The 16,346-nt window shown below is 59.2% G+C and carries 16 protein-coding genes; 5 read left to right on the top strand and 11 right to left on the bottom strand.

Annotated elements, in window-relative coordinates:
- Window positions 1–335 precede the first annotated feature (335 nt).
- Window positions 336–1,457 (top strand): serine hydrolase domain-containing protein, encoded by a 1,122-nt coding sequence (locus ACOH1Z_RS09155; RefSeq protein ID WP_449648130.1) that lies wholly within the window; start codon window positions 336–338, stop codon window positions 1,455–1,457.
- Window positions 1,458–1,484: 27 nt separating this feature from the next.
- The gene (locus tag ACOH1Z_RS09160; RefSeq protein WP_449648131.1) at window positions 1,485–2,156 is read left to right on the top strand and encodes a carboxylesterase family protein; all 672 of its coding nucleotides are present in this window, start codon (window positions 1,485–1,487) and stop codon (window positions 2,154–2,156) included.
- Window positions 2,157–2,875: 719 nt separating this feature from the next.
- Here ACOH1Z_RS09160 and ACOH1Z_RS09165 read toward each other — a convergent pair.
- The 9 genes from ACOH1Z_RS09165 to ACOH1Z_RS09205 all read right to left on the bottom strand — a co-directional run bounded on the left by ACOH1Z_RS09165 (window position 2,876) and on the right by ACOH1Z_RS09205 (window position 9,711).
- Entirely contained in the window at window positions 2,876–3,796 is a 921-nt protein-coding gene (locus ACOH1Z_RS09165) for a zinc-binding dehydrogenase (RefSeq protein WP_449648132.1), read from the bottom strand.
- A 112-nt stretch (window positions 3,797–3,908) separates the two neighbouring features.
- A complete protein-coding gene (locus tag ACOH1Z_RS09170) occupies window positions 3,909–4,289 on the bottom strand; it encodes a nuclear transport factor 2 family protein (protein WP_449648133.1) in 381 nt (126 codons plus the stop codon).
- A 262-nt stretch (window positions 4,290–4,551) separates the two neighbouring features.
- Window positions 4,552–4,914 carry a hypothetical protein gene (locus ACOH1Z_RS09175; protein WP_449648134.1) on the bottom strand — a complete coding sequence of 121 codons (363 nt, stop codon included), beginning with the start codon at window positions 4,912–4,914 and terminating at the stop codon, window positions 4,552–4,554.
- On the bottom strand, window positions 4,911–5,921 hold the full coding sequence (locus tag ACOH1Z_RS09180) for a CPBP family intramembrane glutamic endopeptidase (RefSeq protein ID WP_449648135.1): 1,011 nt from the start codon (window positions 5,919–5,921) through the stop codon (window positions 4,911–4,913). Before ACOH1Z_RS09180 ends, ACOH1Z_RS09175 begins: the two co-directional genes overlap by 4 nt.
- 26 nt (window positions 5,922–5,947) lie before the next feature.
- Window positions 5,948–6,532: a DUF3887 domain-containing protein gene (locus ACOH1Z_RS09185; RefSeq protein ID WP_449648136.1), complete on the bottom strand. Its 585-nt coding sequence runs from the start codon at window positions 6,530–6,532 to the stop codon at window positions 5,948–5,950.
- A 126-nt stretch (window positions 6,533–6,658) separates the two neighbouring features.
- Entirely contained in the window at window positions 6,659–6,895 is a 237-nt protein-coding gene (locus ACOH1Z_RS09190; RefSeq protein WP_449648137.1) for a hypothetical protein, read from the bottom strand.
- Window positions 6,896–7,388: 493 nt separating this feature from the next.
- Complete coding sequence (locus tag ACOH1Z_RS09195; RefSeq protein WP_449648138.1) at window positions 7,389–7,589, bottom strand: hypothetical protein; 201 nt, start codon at window positions 7,587–7,589, stop codon at window positions 7,389–7,391.
- Window positions 7,590–7,852: 263 nt separating this feature from the next.
- On the bottom strand, window positions 7,853–9,271 hold the full coding sequence (locus tag ACOH1Z_RS09200) for an ABC transporter permease (RefSeq protein ID WP_449648139.1): 1,419 nt from the start codon (window positions 9,269–9,271) through the stop codon (window positions 7,853–7,855).
- Window positions 9,268–9,711, bottom strand: coding sequence for a hypothetical protein (locus ACOH1Z_RS09205; protein ID WP_449648140.1), 444 nt, complete (start codon window positions 9,709–9,711; stop codon window positions 9,268–9,270). The genes ACOH1Z_RS09200 and ACOH1Z_RS09205 overlap by 4 nt, the downstream gene beginning before the upstream one ends.
- 133 nt (window positions 9,712–9,844) lie before the next feature.
- On the opposite strand from ACOH1Z_RS09205, the gene ACOH1Z_RS09210 reads away from it, so the two are divergent.
- The 3 genes from ACOH1Z_RS09210 to ACOH1Z_RS09220 all read left to right on the top strand — a co-directional run bounded on the left by ACOH1Z_RS09210 (window position 9,845) and on the right by ACOH1Z_RS09220 (window position 12,502).
- Entirely contained in the window at window positions 9,845–11,023 is a 1,179-nt protein-coding gene (locus ACOH1Z_RS09210; RefSeq protein WP_449648141.1) for a sensor histidine kinase, read from the top strand.
- A complete protein-coding gene (locus ACOH1Z_RS09215) occupies window positions 11,023–11,664 on the top strand; it encodes a response regulator (RefSeq protein WP_449648220.1) in 642 nt (213 codons plus the stop codon). Before ACOH1Z_RS09210 ends, ACOH1Z_RS09215 begins: the two co-directional genes overlap by 1 nt.
- Window positions 11,665–11,749: 85 nt before the next feature.
- Window positions 11,750–12,502 (top strand): ABC transporter ATP-binding protein, encoded by a 753-nt coding sequence (locus ACOH1Z_RS09220; RefSeq protein WP_449648142.1) that lies wholly within the window; start codon window positions 11,750–11,752, stop codon window positions 12,500–12,502.
- A 644-nt stretch (window positions 12,503–13,146) separates the two neighbouring features.
- Here ACOH1Z_RS09220 and ACOH1Z_RS09225 read toward each other — a convergent pair.
- The gene (locus ACOH1Z_RS09225) at window positions 13,147–13,851 is read right to left on the bottom strand and encodes a response regulator (RefSeq protein ID WP_449648143.1); all 705 of its coding nucleotides are present in this window, start codon (window positions 13,849–13,851) and stop codon (window positions 13,147–13,149) included.
- Complete coding sequence (locus ACOH1Z_RS09230; RefSeq protein ID WP_449648144.1) at window positions 13,848–16,343, bottom strand: ATP-binding protein; 2,496 nt, start codon at window positions 16,341–16,343, stop codon at window positions 13,848–13,850. Before ACOH1Z_RS09230 ends, ACOH1Z_RS09225 begins: the two co-directional genes overlap by 4 nt.
- Between the last annotated feature and the right edge of the window lie 3 nt (window positions 16,344–16,346).

The raw sequence follows: 16,346 nt of genomic DNA on the forward strand, positions 1-16,346 counted from the left end.
CGACCAGACCGCGGGATGGGGGCGTTACGTACCAGGCCAGGCGAGGAGTGTGTATTCGCTTTCGCCTACTTACGAATAGTCGATTCCGTTGAATATCCAGATCGTGTAGAAGACCGCGAGGTGCGTGAGGAAAGTGACGATCCCGAGCCAGACCCCGGGCGTAGGCGTGGGGATGATGGGTGGAGGACTGAGTTCACCTGGCTGGTCACACTGTATTCGCCGCGCACAGTGAAGCTCTGGTCGCGGCGGCGGAGCCGGTGGGCATACGTGGCGTAAGCGTGAGCAGTGCAACCACTTGACCCTGTGCTGAGCACATACCTTTTCATTGAATAATCATGAAGATTTCACACACCATCGCCGCGGCATCTGCGCTTGTTTTCGTCCTTTCGGGCCTTTCGTCTGGGGCCGCGCCAAACACCACACCCCGCGACCCCGTGCGCGCTGCTCTCGCCCAAACTATGGCCGTCGACGCGTGGCCCGCAGGCTTGGTCGCCGTTCGCAACTCCGGCGAGAAGGTTCGCACTTACGCTTCCGGTGTGATTGAGCTCGGCTTGCCCGACAAGGTTCGGGCTGACAGCCAGATCAGGATTGGGAGCAATACCAAAACTTTCACCGCCGCACTTGTCATGCAACTGGTCGGCGAGGGCTCAATTTCTCTCGATGCAGCTGTCGAGACGTACCTTCCGGGAGTCGTCCGGCACCCCCAGGTATCGGGACACGACATCACCGTCCGTCAGTTGTTGCAGCACACGAGTGGGCTTCCCGACATGGACGGTGATATCGGCGACCACCTGCTGGAGTGGCAGCATCGTTACATCTCGCCGCGGGCTTCACTCGACCTCGCCTTCACCCATCCGGTCTCGAACGCGCCTGGGGTGAGCTTCGAATACAGCAATGCGAACTACATCCTGGCTGGGCTGATCATCGAGGCCGTTTCAGGCAGGCCGCTGGCCGAAGAGATCGATACACGCATCATTGCCCCCCTCGGGCTTGAGAACACGTATTTCCCCGATCAGGGCGAACAAGTCATCCGGGGCGATCATCCGCACAGCTATATTCCGCTGGGCGATTCCCCCGTCGACTTCACGGATTTCGATCCCTCCTGGGGATACGCAGCCGGCGCGATGGTGTCAACGACCGAGGACCTGACGCTGTTCTACTCCGCGCTCGCGACAGGCGACGTGGTGGCGGATGCGCAGCTAGAAGACATGCGAGAGACGATCCCGGCCGATTCGTTATGGGAGGGTGCCGAATATGGGTTGGGCCTCATTTCCTTTGAGCTCTCGTGCGGGGTGACCGCATGGGGACACGGTGGCGACGTTCCCGGCACTGTCAGCCGGGTGGCGGCTACGGAAGACGGCCGTTCCGCGGCCATCGCGGTAACTCAGAACGCGACGTCTATCGAAGCGGATTCCCGCCTCCGCGGCCTTATCGACACCGCCATCTGCTCCCCATGAACCGGAAAACCAGCATCCAGCTTGACCGTGCGGCCCACTCTAGACGGGTGCGTGCTCCCAAAAGCTGCGGCAGAGATTTACGCGTCAGGGGAACAGCTGGATGTACCGACGCTTGTGGGGAGCAACGCAGACGAAGCGTCGCTGGCCTTGGCAAACCCGCAAAAGATGACCGTTGCCGACTACCGAGCGTCGGTCCGCGACACGTACGGCGACGAAGCAGAGCAATTCCTTAGCCTGTACCCGGGCGACACCGAGCAAGGTGTTCTTGCTTCCTCACTACAAGCGCAAACGGACAGTGTCATGACTCGCGCGATGCTCCGCTGGGCCCGGCTGCAGACGGACACCGGCGATGAGAACGCGTACCTGTACTTCTTCTCGCACGTTCCTCCGGAAGACGGGCTCGAAAAGTTCGGTGCATACCACGGTGCCGAGGTCGCCTACGCGTACGACAACCTCGGTGTCGACCACGACAGCGTGTATGAGGCGTCCGATTACAGGCTCCGCGACCAGATGAGCGGATACTGGCTCAACTTCGTGCAGACCGGAAACCCCAACGGACGCGGCCTGCCCACCTGGGCGACGGTTGCGGATGCCCCTGACAACGTCATGGGCTTCGGGCCGAAGGTCAGCGTCATGTCCCCCCGACCGCGTGCGGCAGCCATCGATTTCTGGCTCCACTACGCCGGCCCGATCCGATAGGTGAAGCTGATGATTCATCCTCGTAGACGGCGATATCCGACCGCCCATCCGGGGATTCTCGAACGAAACGTAGTGCAATGGGAGGTACTGCAGCACGCTTTCTAGTCTCCCGCGGAATTCCGCCCGACACAGATCGAATGCCCGCTCGGCGCTCGAACTGGCATCTTGACTGAGACAGACCAACAGCTCGCGCGCCCCCTACTCGACACACCAGGCTCAGCCGGCGAAGGTCGTGAGGGGGCTACACGGCAGTTAACGACGCCGTCGTTACCGGGCTTTACACTGAAGCACTCTGGCCGGCCGTCATCGCGGGCCTCTCGGAACTCGCGGTGGGTCATGGCGACACCCTCCTTGCGCTCAGAGACCTGTACCACGAACGATCTCTGGACGGTGCCTACGCCAACTCCGAGGAGGCGACGGTGGACATCGACTGCCTGGACGAGGACCGCCTCAGCCCGGCGGGCCAGGCTGAGCTCCTCGGTGCCGCACTCGCCGCAGTCCCTTTCCTCGATCCGGGCACGCCCACGGAGGCCGTGCCTGCCTTGTGTCGGTCTCACACCCCCCTCCGGCCGACGCAACGTGTCGGCTATGACCCGGACCGGCCTAGAACGGTCGCCGGAGGCATTCCCCACGAAGGAGTGGCCGGAGAGGGCTCGTTGGATCGTGGGGATACCGTTTTCAGCGAAGACGGCTGCGGCGCATTCGAGGCCACCCGCGGATCAGTCGATGAGGAAGACAACCCTGTTCGTCGACCGCACCCCGCCGCCGGCGACCCATGGTCCGAGGTCGGTCCAGGACCGCTGGTCGAGGTCTTCGATCACGTGGCGGCCGACGTAAACGTCAGCTGCTAGATATGCCATTTCGGAGGCCAGCCCGCTCTGACTACCAAGGAAAAAGGTCGAGATCGACCTGTCGAAGCTCATCGAATCGGCAACAAATGCACCGAAGGGGAAGTGCTCGTCTTGACCAGCAGAATGGCCGAGCGCGATGACCGTACCCCCCGGCGCGAGCAAGGAATACGCGGCGACGAGATGCGGTCCGCCTACGACGTCCAACGCCGCGAAGACCGGCAACGATACTGTGTCCATCGTCGCGTGCACCTCCGCAGCTCCGAGCTGCCTGATTCGTTCGTGGGCCACCTGGTCCCGCGCGATCGCGACGACGTGCGCCCCGGATCTGGCCGCCAGCTGAACGGCGGCCGCTCCCACGGCACTGTTGGCGCCCACCACCAGCAGACGCCGCCCGAGCAGCGATCCGAGCCCTCGAAGCGCCCGGAGAGCGCTGGTGACCGGGACAGGGATCGCGCTCATCAGCGCCGGGTCGGCACCGTTCGGTGTCACGGCGATTGTCGCTGTCGGGACACTCCGCATCTGAGCCCAGCCGCCGTGGCTCCCGAGGAAGATCACGGACTGGCCTTCCTCGGGCCCGCTCCCGTTCGGCGCGCTACGAAGCACGGTCCCGGCACCGTCCCAGCCTGGGACTGATCCGGGTTCCGCCGTGGCGAGCGCCGCGAGATCTCCCGGGTTCGGAGCGAATGCCTGCACCTGAATAAGAGCTTCATCTTCACGTTGGGGCGGATCGGGTAATTCGCGAAAGGAAAGTCCTGCGTGGCTCGTCTGGTCGGCTACCCATGCGCGCATTATGTGTGCTTCTTCCTGTCGGTCCGGTTCAGTGGTCGTCTTGCTCGGAACTTGGTCAAGCGTCAGGGCTGCGCCGTCCCGTCGTCGGTCCGTACGAATTCGCGCAGGGTTGTCAGGAAGGCCTGATCGGGTGGTCGATTACAGGGTCGAGGTAGAAACGCGCCCAGGACACGAGGCCCTGGGCATCGGTGCGCCAGATGACGGGGCCGACGATCCCCGCGGAACTCCCATCGGCCGCAGTGCCTTTCATTTCCCATTCCGACCACACTTCGTCGCCGTTCACCGCGTGACGCAGAACTCGCGCCTCAAGGTCCGGGAATTGGGTGAGTATCGCCGTCCAGTTACGCAGCACGGTTGCGCGACCCTCGAAATTCCTAGACGGGTGATGAGGGGTTTCGGAAATATAGTCGGAGGAGAAGCACGCTGCGATGCTGTTGGCGTCGTGGGAGTTGATCGCTGTCTCGAGCTTGGTGAGCGCCTCTAGGTCTGTCATTTTGCCCGCTTTCATTGGGGTGATTTCGTTGCTATTCGCAGCTTTCGAGCATCGCGGCCTCAGTCGCCGTTGGGTGCAAGGAGTCGGGTTCGGGCAGGAGCCATCGGGTCGGTGAAGTTGGGGTCCTCCCGGTCCCCCTTGAACCTGAGCGGAGCCCAATGCTCGAACGTCTTCCCTTCCAGTGGAATGGGCTTCGCGTCGATGCCCATCAGATCGCCGTCGGTCCTCGCAGCGAGAAGAGGGAATGCTGTGAGCAGACTCCTCAGCTCGGCCGGCGGGCGGCGTTGATCTTGTCGACCTGCCCGAGGGGATCGTCGACTGAGAGGACCAGTCGGTCGAAACGTTCAGCAGAGTCTAGCTCGACGACGATGGCTCCCTCGTACCCGACGATGTTCCAGAACTGCCGCTTGCCGTTTGTGTAGAACTTGCCCGCCATTTTGCGCGGAAGGTGCAGACCGGGGAAACGGAGGCCTTTGGCATCGTCGATCACGGTTGGGTCAAAAAAGGCGCCTTTCACATGCATCAGCGGAATCTGGAGTACGCGGGTGAACGACCAGAGCTTGTCAAGGCCCAGGGGTTCCACCACTAGTTGGTCGCCGGCAATCGTCAGGTGGTTGCCGCTCACTGTCGATTACCTTCATTGCGGGCGGAGACCGGCACGCCAATTACGGCTGGCTCCGCTTCGACCGCGGTCTGGGCAGTCCGGTGGCGGCGGAACTGACCGCTGGCGATAAGGACGACCGCGAGTGCGAGCGGGATAATCCACCCACTCCATCCCAGCACGGTCGCCTGCGTGGTGTCGATGTGCTCGCCCGCCATGGAGAAGATCAGGATTGTGCCGCCAGCCCCGTTGAACACGGCGTGTGCGAGAGCTGCGGGCCACACGGAGTCAGATCGAAGTCTCAGCCAACCGAAGATCGCGCCGAAAATGCTGCACATGCCGATCATCATGGTGAGGCCGAGCCACCTCGGCGCGTCCGGATAGTTATATCCGAGGAGGATGAGCGGTGCGTGCCATAGTCCCCAGATCACGCCCGAGATCACAATCGCGGGTACCGCTCCGAGCGGCATGAGCTTCGGGAGTAGCCAGCCTCGCCAACCGAGTTCCTCTCCGAGTGCCGGAATGAGGTTGATGAACGCGGCGGTGGGGAGAATGAGCAGTTGGATAGCGACGAGCACACTGATGGGAAGCGCCGACACGCTCGTCCCCGCAGCTTGTGCCTGTTCGGTGAGGGCCTGTTCGAATCCAGAGAAGTTCACGAAGTCGGCGGGATACACCCCGAGCAGTGCACCGATAGGAAGTGCGATGAGCGCGAGCGCCATGGGCACCAGGATTCCCAATAGGCCGTATTTGACCAGCCGGCGGACGGGTTTCAACGGCCAGAGCCCGAGAATTCTTGCCTTCCGCCGCTCCCGGTCGACGAAGAAGACCATGATGAGGGCGGCGATCGCGGGGGTTGCCATGCTCGCAGCCCCGATAATGCCGATCAAGAGCAGAGGGCTATCGAGTCCGTCGCCGAACCAGAGTGGGAGCGCGACAATCCAGGCGAGCGCAAAGGCGATCGACACGAAGATCGCAATTGAGCGGACATTACGGCCGCTCAATCGAGAGCGGATTTGGGTGTCTGACATGGGAGCTCCATCCGGAGCATGGTGGGTCACGGCGTCTGCTCGGCGAGGATGAACAAGCCAGCGATCGTCCTGTCGTCGCGGAATGAGATCCGCGCGGTGTAGTCGCCTGCCTCCATTGAGAGCGGCGTGTTGGTCATGGTCACATCGCTAGCTCGCGTCACAACTGGTTCTCCCTGTCCCTCGAACCCCCCGGACAAGCCCGCGATCTGTGACCACGCCGCCGCCAGGGCATCCTCGGATAAACCGTCGCGCATGGTGGGATCGAATTGCTCGGTGACGAGCTTCCATCGACCGGCCGCAAGGTCTTGTATGACCGATCGGGCCAAGTCGGCGGCGTCCTCAAGGGGGGTGGTATTCATGAGTTCTCCTGTTCGTGGGTCAATGGGTTTGCCGTAGCGTTGGAATGCTGCCTGCCGACTCACGCCTAAGGCGTCGCCTATTGTCTGCCACGTCGCGCCGCGCTCTCGCACCTGCAGGACGACAGCGCGAACGACGTCGTCGGCCGCCACCTGGATTCGAAGCGAGTACTTGATCGCGCCGGCGAAGTCGTCGCCGTCGGTCAGAACGCGTGCCGCGAGGAATGCGTCCGCGTGTCGTTTGAGGTCCGTCATTGCGGTTGTCAAGTTGTATTGCATATGTAAATCATATCTTTACACCGCTCGTTTGCGCAACAGCGTGTCTCGTTTTGGGCAATCCGAGATAATCGAATTGAGCACCGTCCCGGCCGCGGCCGTCACTCAAGAGGAGTAACGCTCCGCGGCACTTTCGCGGGCCGTTTTGCGCCGAGCCGATAACCTGAGGAGTCCGTCGACGAGCAAGAGCAACAAGCCGACCGCGCCGGCGGGTCGGCCAAGGAGAATGAGACCACCGGCCCCAATATTTGCGTCGTTTGCAAACGGGTCGGTAATCGCCCACGCGCCCGCGAGCATCAGGAAGCCGCCGGCGAGGAGAATCGATCCAGTCACTCTGAGCATGTCGTCTCGTTTCTATAGGGGTTGGTTATCCGGCACTGGATGGTGCCAACACCGGTGGGGAGCAGTTGACAGCGCAAAGCGAGGGAACAGCACACGCACAGGGGCGTCAAGGAAGTCTGGTTGTGCCGTCGGGTATGGCTGAAACGTAGTCGTCGGCAAAGAACGCGGCGATGCTGTTGGCGTTATGAGAGTTGATCGCGTTCTCGCGCTTGGTCCTCGCGTGCAGGTATGCCATTTTCGCCAGCTTTCATCCGGATGATTTCGATCGCTTTTTATACTTTTCGAGCATCGAGTTGCCTTAATGCCTTACATAAGTTCACGCCCTGTTCCCGGAACCAAGTCAAGCTGGGAAAACGCACGGGTCAAAGTCCGCTCGCCGCCAAGCGGGCATCCGGGTTGCCCCGGGCGGGATACCTGTTGGCTGTGTTCCGACGCGATGAACTACACGCCACTGGCGTATCAGCCGTATGGCGAATGGGCCACGGCAGAACCGCTAATCGCTTGCGAGTTCAGCGTTCGAGAGTCCGCGACCCACAGCAATCGCAACTTCGCCCTCGCGATCGGTCAGTCCCTCGAGCAGATGGTCGATCCTCAGTTTCGCCATCAAACCGCTGAGCGGCAGGAGATGACCGACACTTTTGGCGCCCCCCCTGACAGGGCGGATGACGGCGGACGCCTGGGCGAAACTACTCATCTCAGTCCGTGTGTGGGGTGGAATCCCTCTCTCGATCGGGCTGTGGGGGAGCGGTGCGCCGCGAACCGTGGACAACTAGCTGCGAGGGGCAGAGTTGGGCTTGCTGCACGGTTAGGTGACAATTGTCGTCTTGGACGTTCTGAACTTTCAGGTTACTGAGGTATCAAGATTCCTAGATCAGATTTTCGTGGGCGTGGTCGATCCTGCGGCAGTGTTGGACCCAACTTCAAAATCCTGAACCTGAAGCCATACGACCCAATTCGCTACTGTGACGCCAACGCGGCGATTGGCTTGATGCGAGTCACACGGCGTGCGGGTATGACGGATGCAATAGTTGCCAGTGCGACTGACGCGATCATTACTCCGAGAAGCAATGCGAATGGGACTACCGGCAGAACAATTCCGGGAGAACCGAGTATGCCGCCGATTAGCGATTGTGCACCTGCCCAACCATAGAAGACACCCAGAATCAGTCCGACTGCGACAGCAGATGCGGTCAGCTGTGCACTTTCAATGAAAATCATTTTACGGACTTGGCGCTTAGTGAATCCAAGAGCGCGTAGCAACCCGAGTTCTTTGGTTCGCTGGAAAACGTTGAGCGAAAGATTATTTGCTAACCCAATCCCCGCAATGAGCGCCGAGAAACCAGTGAGTACTGAGAAGACAATCACCATGATGTGAAGGGTTTCTTCTACGCCGCTATATGCGTCGGGCTGTGCCCGCTGGGCCGTCTGGATAATGCCGTAAAAACTCGACAGAGTGACAGCGAACGTTGTGACGAGAGTCACTCCGATGACAAGTCCAATCGTGGTTCTTGCACTGCGTTGGGGGTATCTAACTGCATTGGCGCGAGCTAGTCGTGCGGTCGCGCTGGTACCGAAGAGGCCCCCGACGATCTGCAGTACTCGAGGCATGACGACTTCAGCCGACATGATGACGGCGCTAAAGGACGTCAGCCCACCGATCAGCCCGATGAATACTCCACGTGGATCTGTTAGACCCACGATAACTCCAGCGATCAAAGCGGTGATGCCGATCACGAACAGCACCATAGCGGCAACGTTTCGGCCCCGTTTAGCAGATTGCTCCTCAAGAGACGACTCAACGGCAGCACGCGTTGCCTCCAGTGGCGAGACGTTAAGTACGCGTCGGGAACCCGACCACGACGCAGCCCAGGTAGTTGCGATCACAGCCGCCAAAGGGATCAGAATTGTAGGGCCGACAAATGTGTAGTTGCGGCTTGGAATCAGTCCTACCTCGGATCCGACTGTCACGATCGAGGCTGTAAGCGCGATGCCAACACCCGCACCGACTATGGCTCCGGTCGCACCGACCAACAGCCCCTCGTGCGCGATCGTCCGACGTTGTGCAGAAGCGCTTGCTCCGATCAAACGCATTAAAGCGATGGTCTGCGTGCGCCCGGCGATGATGGTGGCGAAAGTGTTAGTGATAACTATCGCCCCCACGTAAACAGCGATAGCAATGAACACCAATGAGATGAAGGAGAGGATAAAGGTGAGGGTGCCACTTCGTATGCCTGAACTTTCCAAGACTTGAGATAACACGCCGGTTACGGTGAGTAGGCTGACTCCGAAAGAGCTCGAAAGAGCGGCAATCAGAATGCTTGAGCCGTGACCCCGCAGAGACGGAAATTGCTTGCGTCGCGCAATCCGTTCGTTCACGGGGTGATTGCCTCTGCAGCAGATTTCTCGTCTGGGTGATTGGGCGTCCACCCGAACCAGCCGCCATCGGCGGGTATCACCGCCCAGTCGCCGCAAGCGAATACCTTGTCTACGTACGAATCGGGTGCCCAGTCGGCATCGAAAGTTGCCGCGGATTGCCGTTCCACCTCAACACATAGTTGTGGGTCTAACTTCGAGTCTGTCGTAGCTCGCAGGATCGCAGCATCCCCTGGCGTTGATTCGCGAATACGTATTTCTTGCGCATTTTCGGGAACCCACAGGGCTTTGGTGTCCCAGTCCTTTACTAAGTCGGACGCGGAGGCGAACTCAGATGTTGATTCGTTGTGCAAGGTATCGGATATTGCCGAGCAGCCGGCGAGCGAGACGAGCAGTATGGCGAGTGCGGCTGCAGTGGTAATGGAGGGGAGTGTATTTCTCATGCTTCTATTGAAAGAGCTCTGCTTCCGTAGCGCGTCACTCTTGGGTTGACTGCTCGTACGCCGCAAGGATGACATTACCGACCTGAACGTTGTTTTGTGAGACAGATCCGAGGCACTCCTTTATCGTGGGAAGATGTTTCGCTCACTGACTCGGGGCCAATTGTTGGTTGACGTCGCAATCGGGCTGGCGCTGTTCGTTGTGCGAATTTCGTTCGGGGTCGATAGCTTGCTTTTGGGAATCGCGGTGGGGGGGCTGGGTGTCGCGCTTGCGTTAAGACGATTGAGCCCACTGTTGGCCCTAGGAGTGGCGTGGGTGGGAGCCGTTCTCCAGATGGTCGCCGGCTCGTTGCCCGACGTTGCGAATCTTGCGATCCTTGCGGTCCTATTTGCCACCGCACGCTACGGTGCGGGTGCGGTCCGGTGGTTTGGCCTCGCGTCCGCGGCGGCTGGTGCTGTCGTAGCATCTGTTTACCTCTTCGTAGCTGTCCCAGGGGCAAATTACGAAACGCCGCGAGATATTATCCAGTTCCTGCTTGGCACCGACACACTTATCTCTCTCGTTACATTGGCAGTGGGTCTCTTTGCGGTACTTGGCCTCAGCTGGTCGTTCGGCCTCCTAGTTGAGATGAAGGTACATGCCGAGCAAACGCGGCTTGAACGAGCTAAGGCTGATGAGGCGATTGCGATTGAGCAAGAACGCAATCGAATTGCTCGCGATATGCACGATGTTGTGGCACACAGTCTTGCGGTGGTGATCGCGCAAGCCGATGGGGCTCGGTACGCGCGGACCACCAAGCCAGAAGTGATCGACGATGCTCTGGTGACCATTTCAACGACCGCGCGAGAAGCTCTCGCCGACGTCAGAATACTGCTCGGACAATTGCGTCACCAGCAGTATGCCGGCCCTCAGCCGACGATTACGGACCTTGATCAACTTGTGCGGCAGTTTCGCTCCTCAGGCATGGCTTTGCGGCTGGAGCAATCCGGTAAGCCGCCAGCGTTGGCGGCAAACCAGCAGCTCGCCGTATTTCGCATCGTCCAAGAAGCACTTACTAACGCGCTCCGGCACGGGTCGGCGCTGGGAATAGTTCAGGGAACAATTGTTTGGTCTGCCGAGGGAGCTGAAATCACCATCACAAATGAAGTCGAAACGCAGCAATCGCGCTCAGATGTGCTGGCTCCTCATCGGCTAGGGCATGGTCTGATCGGGATGCACGAGCGTGCGGAGATCGTGGGCGGCACCTTTGACGCTCACCGTGACGGCGGCTCTTTCACGGTTCGTGCGACAATTCCCGTGGAGGGACCAGCGTGATGAAGATTCGTGTCGCCTTGGTTGATGACCAGGCGTTATTCCGTTCCGGTATTCGAATGCTGGTGTCATCCCAACCAGATCTAGAGTTCGTCGGAGAGGCCGGTGACGGAAGCCAAGGCGTTGATATGGTCCGACAAACGCGGCCCGACGTGGTTCTCATGGATATCAGGATGCCCGTGATGGATGGCATCGATGCGACTCGGGAAATTCTCGCGAACGCACTAGGAGCGCCGAAAATCATCGTGCTTACGACGTTCGATCTCGATGAGGCTGCCACGAGGGCGATTCGCGCCGGAGCCAGCGGTTTCCTGCTAAAAGATGCTGAGCCAGAGTTCTTGCTAGCTGCCATACGAACTGTGGCATCGGGTAACTCTGTGATTGCAGCCGCTGCCACTCGCGAGCTCTTCCAACACTTTGGGTCACCGGCTAAGCCTGTACCGGTGTCATTCGAGACTCTCACCCCTCGCGAAAAAGAGATATTCAATTTAGCTTCACGGGGTTTGAGTAATTCGGAGATCGCGAAATCAGTTTTCTTGAGCGAAGCAACAGTCAAAACCCATGTCAGCCGCGTGCTCGCAAAACTCGGACTGCGTGATCGCGTGCAGCTGGTAGTTTTTGCGTGGGAGAACGGTCTCACCTGACACCGTGTTAATATCATCCGCTGGGTGTATAGCGAAACGACCTCAGACCGATCCGGTATCCCAGGTCATGCAAAAGAATTGAAGAATGACATTGCACTCCGACTACATCGCCCACGTCGAGAACCTCTCCAAGTCTTACGGCACAACCCCGAATGCGGTCACCGCGTTGAAAAATGTGACGTTGGGGATCCGAGCCGCTGAGTTCACGGCAATTATGGGACCAAGTGGATCAGGTAAGTCAACGCTCATGCACATTATGGCTGGCTTGGATTCGCCCACCAGTGGGCGGGTGTTCGTCGGGAAATCTGAGTTGACGAAGCTCGATGACGACAAACTTACGATGATTCGGAGGCGGAAAATTGGATTCGTGTTTCAATCGTTCAATCTAGTTCCGACGCTCAATATCCTCGGCAACATCATGCTGCCTTTCGAGCTAGATGGTAGGCGCCCAACCGAGCAAGAGAATCTTTGGATTGACGAACTCATCGGCTCGCTCGGGCTTCAGTCTCGACTCAACCACCGACCGCACGAGTTATCTGGCGGTCAACAGCAGAGGGTGGCAATTGCTCGCGCTTTGGGAGCGCGCCCTGATTTGGTATTCGCGGATGAACCCACGGGAAACTTAGATTCTCGCACTGGTCGCGAGGTGCTGTCATTGCTGGCGTCGGCAAGCAGTAGTTGGGGTCAGAGCATCGCGATGGTGACCCATGACCCGATTGCCGCAAGCTATGCCGATCGGATCCTTTTTCTCGCTGATGGCGAAGTGGTGGGCGATCGCAGTCGAAGCTCCGCCGAGGAAATTAGTCAACTCATGCTGCAGATGGAGCGAGCTGGATAGATCCATTTCCAGTTTGATGCAGACATATTTGTGGCGTTGGAGTTTGCGGCACGCTGAGATGATGCGTCAAAGAACCAACCAGGCATTCGGCAGTTTCAGTCGTGGATCCAGCTTCGAAAACGTTGCAATGCGGACGCTTTCTCTCTTTCTCGATTTCACCGATAAGCTGGGGTGTGTGCTCATTGCAGAGTAATAATCAGGTTGGCTGTGCCCACATTTCACCCACACTTGGGGAGCACCCCAGTCAACTCACGACATCGGAGTCGCGGCCAGTCACCAGCGTTCTACAGCGATTTTCGCGAGTTCTGCATAGTTCTGCGGGAATGGTTTTCGACTACGGATCAATAGACCGGGGGTTCAAACCCCTCCGGGCGCACCAACTAAAACAGGTCTGACCAGCACTTTCTCGTGGAATGCGGTTGGGCCTGTTTTTCTTTGCCCACACTTTGCCTACACTTCACAGAGTTTCGGGTCGGGTTTCGGCCGAGATGCGGCCTTTGCGACTCGGCCGGCCCAGCGTTTGCCTGAGGTTTGGTTCTCGACACGGGAGTGACCTATTGCCCTCTGATCGAGGCGCTGCGCGTTCAGCCGTCTTCGATGTTATCGGCGACAACCAGAGTTCGTTTCGCGAGGGCCCCACTGTGCTAACTCAACGAATTGGGTTCGTCAGGCTGAAACCTGTATCCCATTCCTGACTCAGTCAACAGGTATCTCGGGTTGCTTGGGTCGGGCTCGAGTTTTTTGCGCAATTGCGAAATGTAAAGCCGGAGATAACCAGTGTCGGTGATGTGCTCTGAACCCCAAATCTCGGTGAGCAGGCTCTGTCGGGTGACGAGCTTGCCTGCATTGCGCACCAAGATATCGAGAACCTGCCACTCTGTCGGGGTCAGTCGGATGCGTTCTGACGATGCTGCGGTCGAGCTGGTCACACTTTTTGCGGCGAGATCGACAATTTTCTCCCCGATGCGCGTGACCAGGATGTGAACCGGGCGGGGAAGGCGGCGTGTAAGAGCACGGAGACGCGCGAGAAGCTCATCGATTGAGAATGGTTTCATCACGTAGTCATCCGCTCCGGCATCGAGAGCTTCGACTTTGTCAGCTGCCCCACTGCGCCCGGAGACAACGAGGATCGGTGCCTGAGTCCAACCGCGTAATGCCTCAATCACTTGGATGCCGTCCAGTTGGGGCATCCCAAGATCGATCATGAAAATGTCGGGATGGTGGTGAATGGCGGCGTTAACGGCGTCGACTCCGTTTCCCGCCGTGATCACTTCGTAGCCTCGCGCCGAAAGCGTTATCCGCAGTGCACGAAGGATCTGCGGGTCGTCATCGGCGATAAGGATTTTCATACCGAGTCCGCCATATCTGGACGGTATACCGGAAGCTCGACGACCATCGTCAGCCCGCCTCCTGGAGTGTCTTCGGCTTCGATAGTGCCGCCCATGCCTTCCGTGAAACCCTTAGAAAGGGCGAGGCCCAAACCGAGGCCTGTCGTGTTGTCGTTGTCGCCTAATCGCTGGAACGGGGCAAACACCTCTTCTCGGCGTTCAGGAGCGATACCGGAGCCGTGATCGATGATGCGGATCTGCACCATCTCGTTAAACGTACTGGTGGCCATTCTCACTTGTGAGCCCTCCGGGGCGAATTCTGTGGCATTGGCGAGAAGGTTCACGATGACCCGTTGAAGAAGTCCGGCATCCGCGAGAACCGGAGGTAGATCTTTCGCAAGATCGAGCTCAACCTTGTCGGGTCCGAGCCCCAACTCGTCGAGGGACGGAACAATGACATCCTCGGTCTCTGTTGGCTGCAGCGAGATGGCGAGCACTCCCGCTTGGAGTCGGCTGACATCCAGAAGGTTGGTGACGAGAGTGGCGAGGGTCGTCAGACTTTCGTCTGCTGTGGCGAGCAACTCTTGGCGGTCAGGCTCTGAAATTGAGATGTCGGTCGCTCGCAGGCCAGTAACTGCCGCCGTGGCAGCGGCTAGCGGTCGACGAAGGTCATGACCGACCGCCGAAAGGAGAGCGCTCCTCACTCTGTCGCTTTCGGCGAGAGAACTGACTTCGTTCGCTGTCTCCGACAGAGATGAATGTTCAAGCATCGCGTCGATTTGAGCTGCGATGACGACGACGAGGCGGCGCTCAGACGCGGCCAAATTTCTACCGAAAAGAATAAGAAATGCGCGGTCTCCCACCGGAATTGTCGTCTGTTGATCGCCGAGGGTAGCTTCGCCAGCCAAACTGATTGCTGTGTCACCGACAACGAGCCGAACACAGCTGAGGCTGAACGCCTCCCGGGTGCGATTCACGAAAGCCTCCAGCGCATTCTCGCCTCGCAGGACATTTCCGGCGATGGAGAGAAGAAGCTCCGATTCTGCGGATGCCCGCTGTGCGAAGCGAAAACGCCGGGCGGCCTGATCGACAACGTAGCTGACGAGAATCGCGTTCACCACGTAAAGTACCAGCGCCAGCATGTGAAGCGGCTCATCAACGGTGATTGTGAAGAGAGGTTCCACGAAGAAGAAATCGAGAGTGATTCCCGAGAGCACGGCGGCGAAGAGCGCTGGCCATATGCCTCCGATGAGTGCAACGACGACCACCAGAAATTGGTAAGAGAGTACGTCGCTGATGAGGGAATCCGGGCTTCGGAGGGTCGCTAACAACCAAGTGAGAAGCGGCCCGCCTACTATTGCAAATAGCAGTCCAATTATTCGCCGCTTCATCGTGAGCGAACCGGTGAGGCGGGGAAGCGCGAGGCGCCCACCTGCGGCGGAGTGCGTGACAATGTGCACATCGATGTCGCCCGATTCGCGGATCACCGTTGCCCCAATGCCGGGACCGCTGAGAGCAGCATGAAGTCGGCTTCTGCGACTGACCCCGATGACTAGTTGGGTTGCGTTGACGCTTTTCGCGAAATCAACCAGAGCGCGGGGGATGTCGTCCCCAATAATCTCATTGAGAGTGCCCCCGAGCTTTTCGACGAGTGCGCGTTGTTGGGCGATGGCATGCGGGTGTGTGCCACGCAAACCGTCTTGGCGTATGACGTGTACTGCGAGAAGTTCTCCGCCGGAAGAGCGGGCGGCAATCCGTGCCCCACGCCGCAAAAGAGTGTCACCCTCGTGACCTCCGGTGAGCGCAACGACGACCCGCTCCCGCGCTTCCCACTTACTGTCGATTCCCTTCTCCGCACGGTAGTTCTTGAGCTCACTGTCGACTTCGTCGGCCAGCCACAGCAGCGCGAGTTCGCGGAGCGCGGTCAAATTGCCGAGGCGAAAATAGTTAGAAAGTGCGGCGTCGACGCGCTCCGCGGGATATACCCGTCCCGCCGCCAGGCGATCACGAAGTGCCTGCGGTGCGAGATCAATAACTTCGATCTGGTCCGCGGAACGCAGCACAGCATCCGGGATCGACTCGCGCTGTGGTGCGCCAGTGATCTGCTTGACCACATCATTGAGGGATTCGATGTGTTGGATATTCACGGTCGACAAGACGTCGATTCCTGCATCGAGCAGAGCCTCCACATCTTGCCATCGCTTCTCGTGAACGGAACCAGGGGCGTTGGTGTGGGCAAGTTCATCTACCAACGCGATCTCGGGGTTGCGCTCGATAACGGCGTTGAGATCCATTTCGTTGAGCTCAACGCCGCGATGAGCGACGACTTCGCGAGGCACAATCTCGAGCCCTTGCACCATAGCGGCGGTGCCGGCTCGGCCGTGTGTTTCTACAACGGCCACCACAATATCTTTGCCTTCATCGAGTAGACGCTTGCCCTCTTCGAGCATTGTGTAGGTTTTACCCACGCCGGGAGCGGCTCCAAGGAGCACCCGGAGTCGCCCCCGTTTCATTGC

This window comes from Rhodoglobus sp. (assembly GCF_053580035.1).

Bases quoted from the DNA above. Each gene is read 5' to 3' on its own strand.
- ACOH1Z_RS09155 (WP_449648130.1), top strand. From the start codon at position 336: ATGAAGATTTCACACACCATCGCCGCGGCATCTGCGCTTGTTTTCGTC.
- ACOH1Z_RS09165 (WP_449648132.1), bottom strand. From the start codon at position 3,796: ATGCGCGCATGGGTAGCCGACCAGACGAGCCACGCAGGACTTTCCTTT.
- ACOH1Z_RS09170 (WP_449648133.1), bottom strand. From the start codon at position 4,289: ATGACAGACCTAGAGGCGCTCACCAAGCTCGAGACAGCGATCAACTCC.
- ACOH1Z_RS09180 (WP_449648135.1), bottom strand. From the start codon at position 5,921: ATGTCAGACACCCAAATCCGCTCTCGATTGAGCGGCCGTAATGTCCGC.
- ACOH1Z_RS09185 (WP_449648136.1), bottom strand. From the start codon at position 6,532: ATGACGGACCTCAAACGACACGCGGACGCATTCCTCGCGGCACGCGTT.
- ACOH1Z_RS09190 (WP_449648137.1), bottom strand. From the start codon at position 6,895: ATGCTCAGAGTGACTGGATCGATTCTCCTCGCCGGCGGCTTCCTGATG.
- ACOH1Z_RS09195 (WP_449648138.1), bottom strand. From the start codon at position 7,589: ATGAGTAGTTTCGCCCAGGCGTCCGCCGTCATCCGCCCTGTCAGGGGG.
- ACOH1Z_RS09205 (WP_449648140.1), bottom strand. From the start codon at position 9,711: ATGAGAAATACACTCCCCTCCATTACCACTGCAGCCGCACTCGCCATA.
- ACOH1Z_RS09210 (WP_449648141.1), top strand. From the start codon at position 9,845: ATGTTTCGCTCACTGACTCGGGGCCAATTGTTGGTTGACGTCGCAATC.
- ACOH1Z_RS09215 (WP_449648220.1), top strand. From the start codon at position 11,023: ATGAAGATTCGTGTCGCCTTGGTTGATGACCAGGCGTTATTCCGTTCC.
- ACOH1Z_RS09220 (WP_449648142.1), top strand. From the start codon at position 11,750: ATGACATTGCACTCCGACTACATCGCCCACGTCGAGAACCTCTCCAAG.
- ACOH1Z_RS09225 (WP_449648143.1), bottom strand. From the start codon at position 13,851: ATGAAAATCCTTATCGCCGATGACGACCCGCAGATCCTTCGTGCACTG.
- ACOH1Z_RS09230 (WP_449648144.1), bottom strand. From the start codon at position 16,343: ATGAAACGGGGGCGACTCCGGGTGCTCCTTGGAGCCGCTCCCGGCGTG.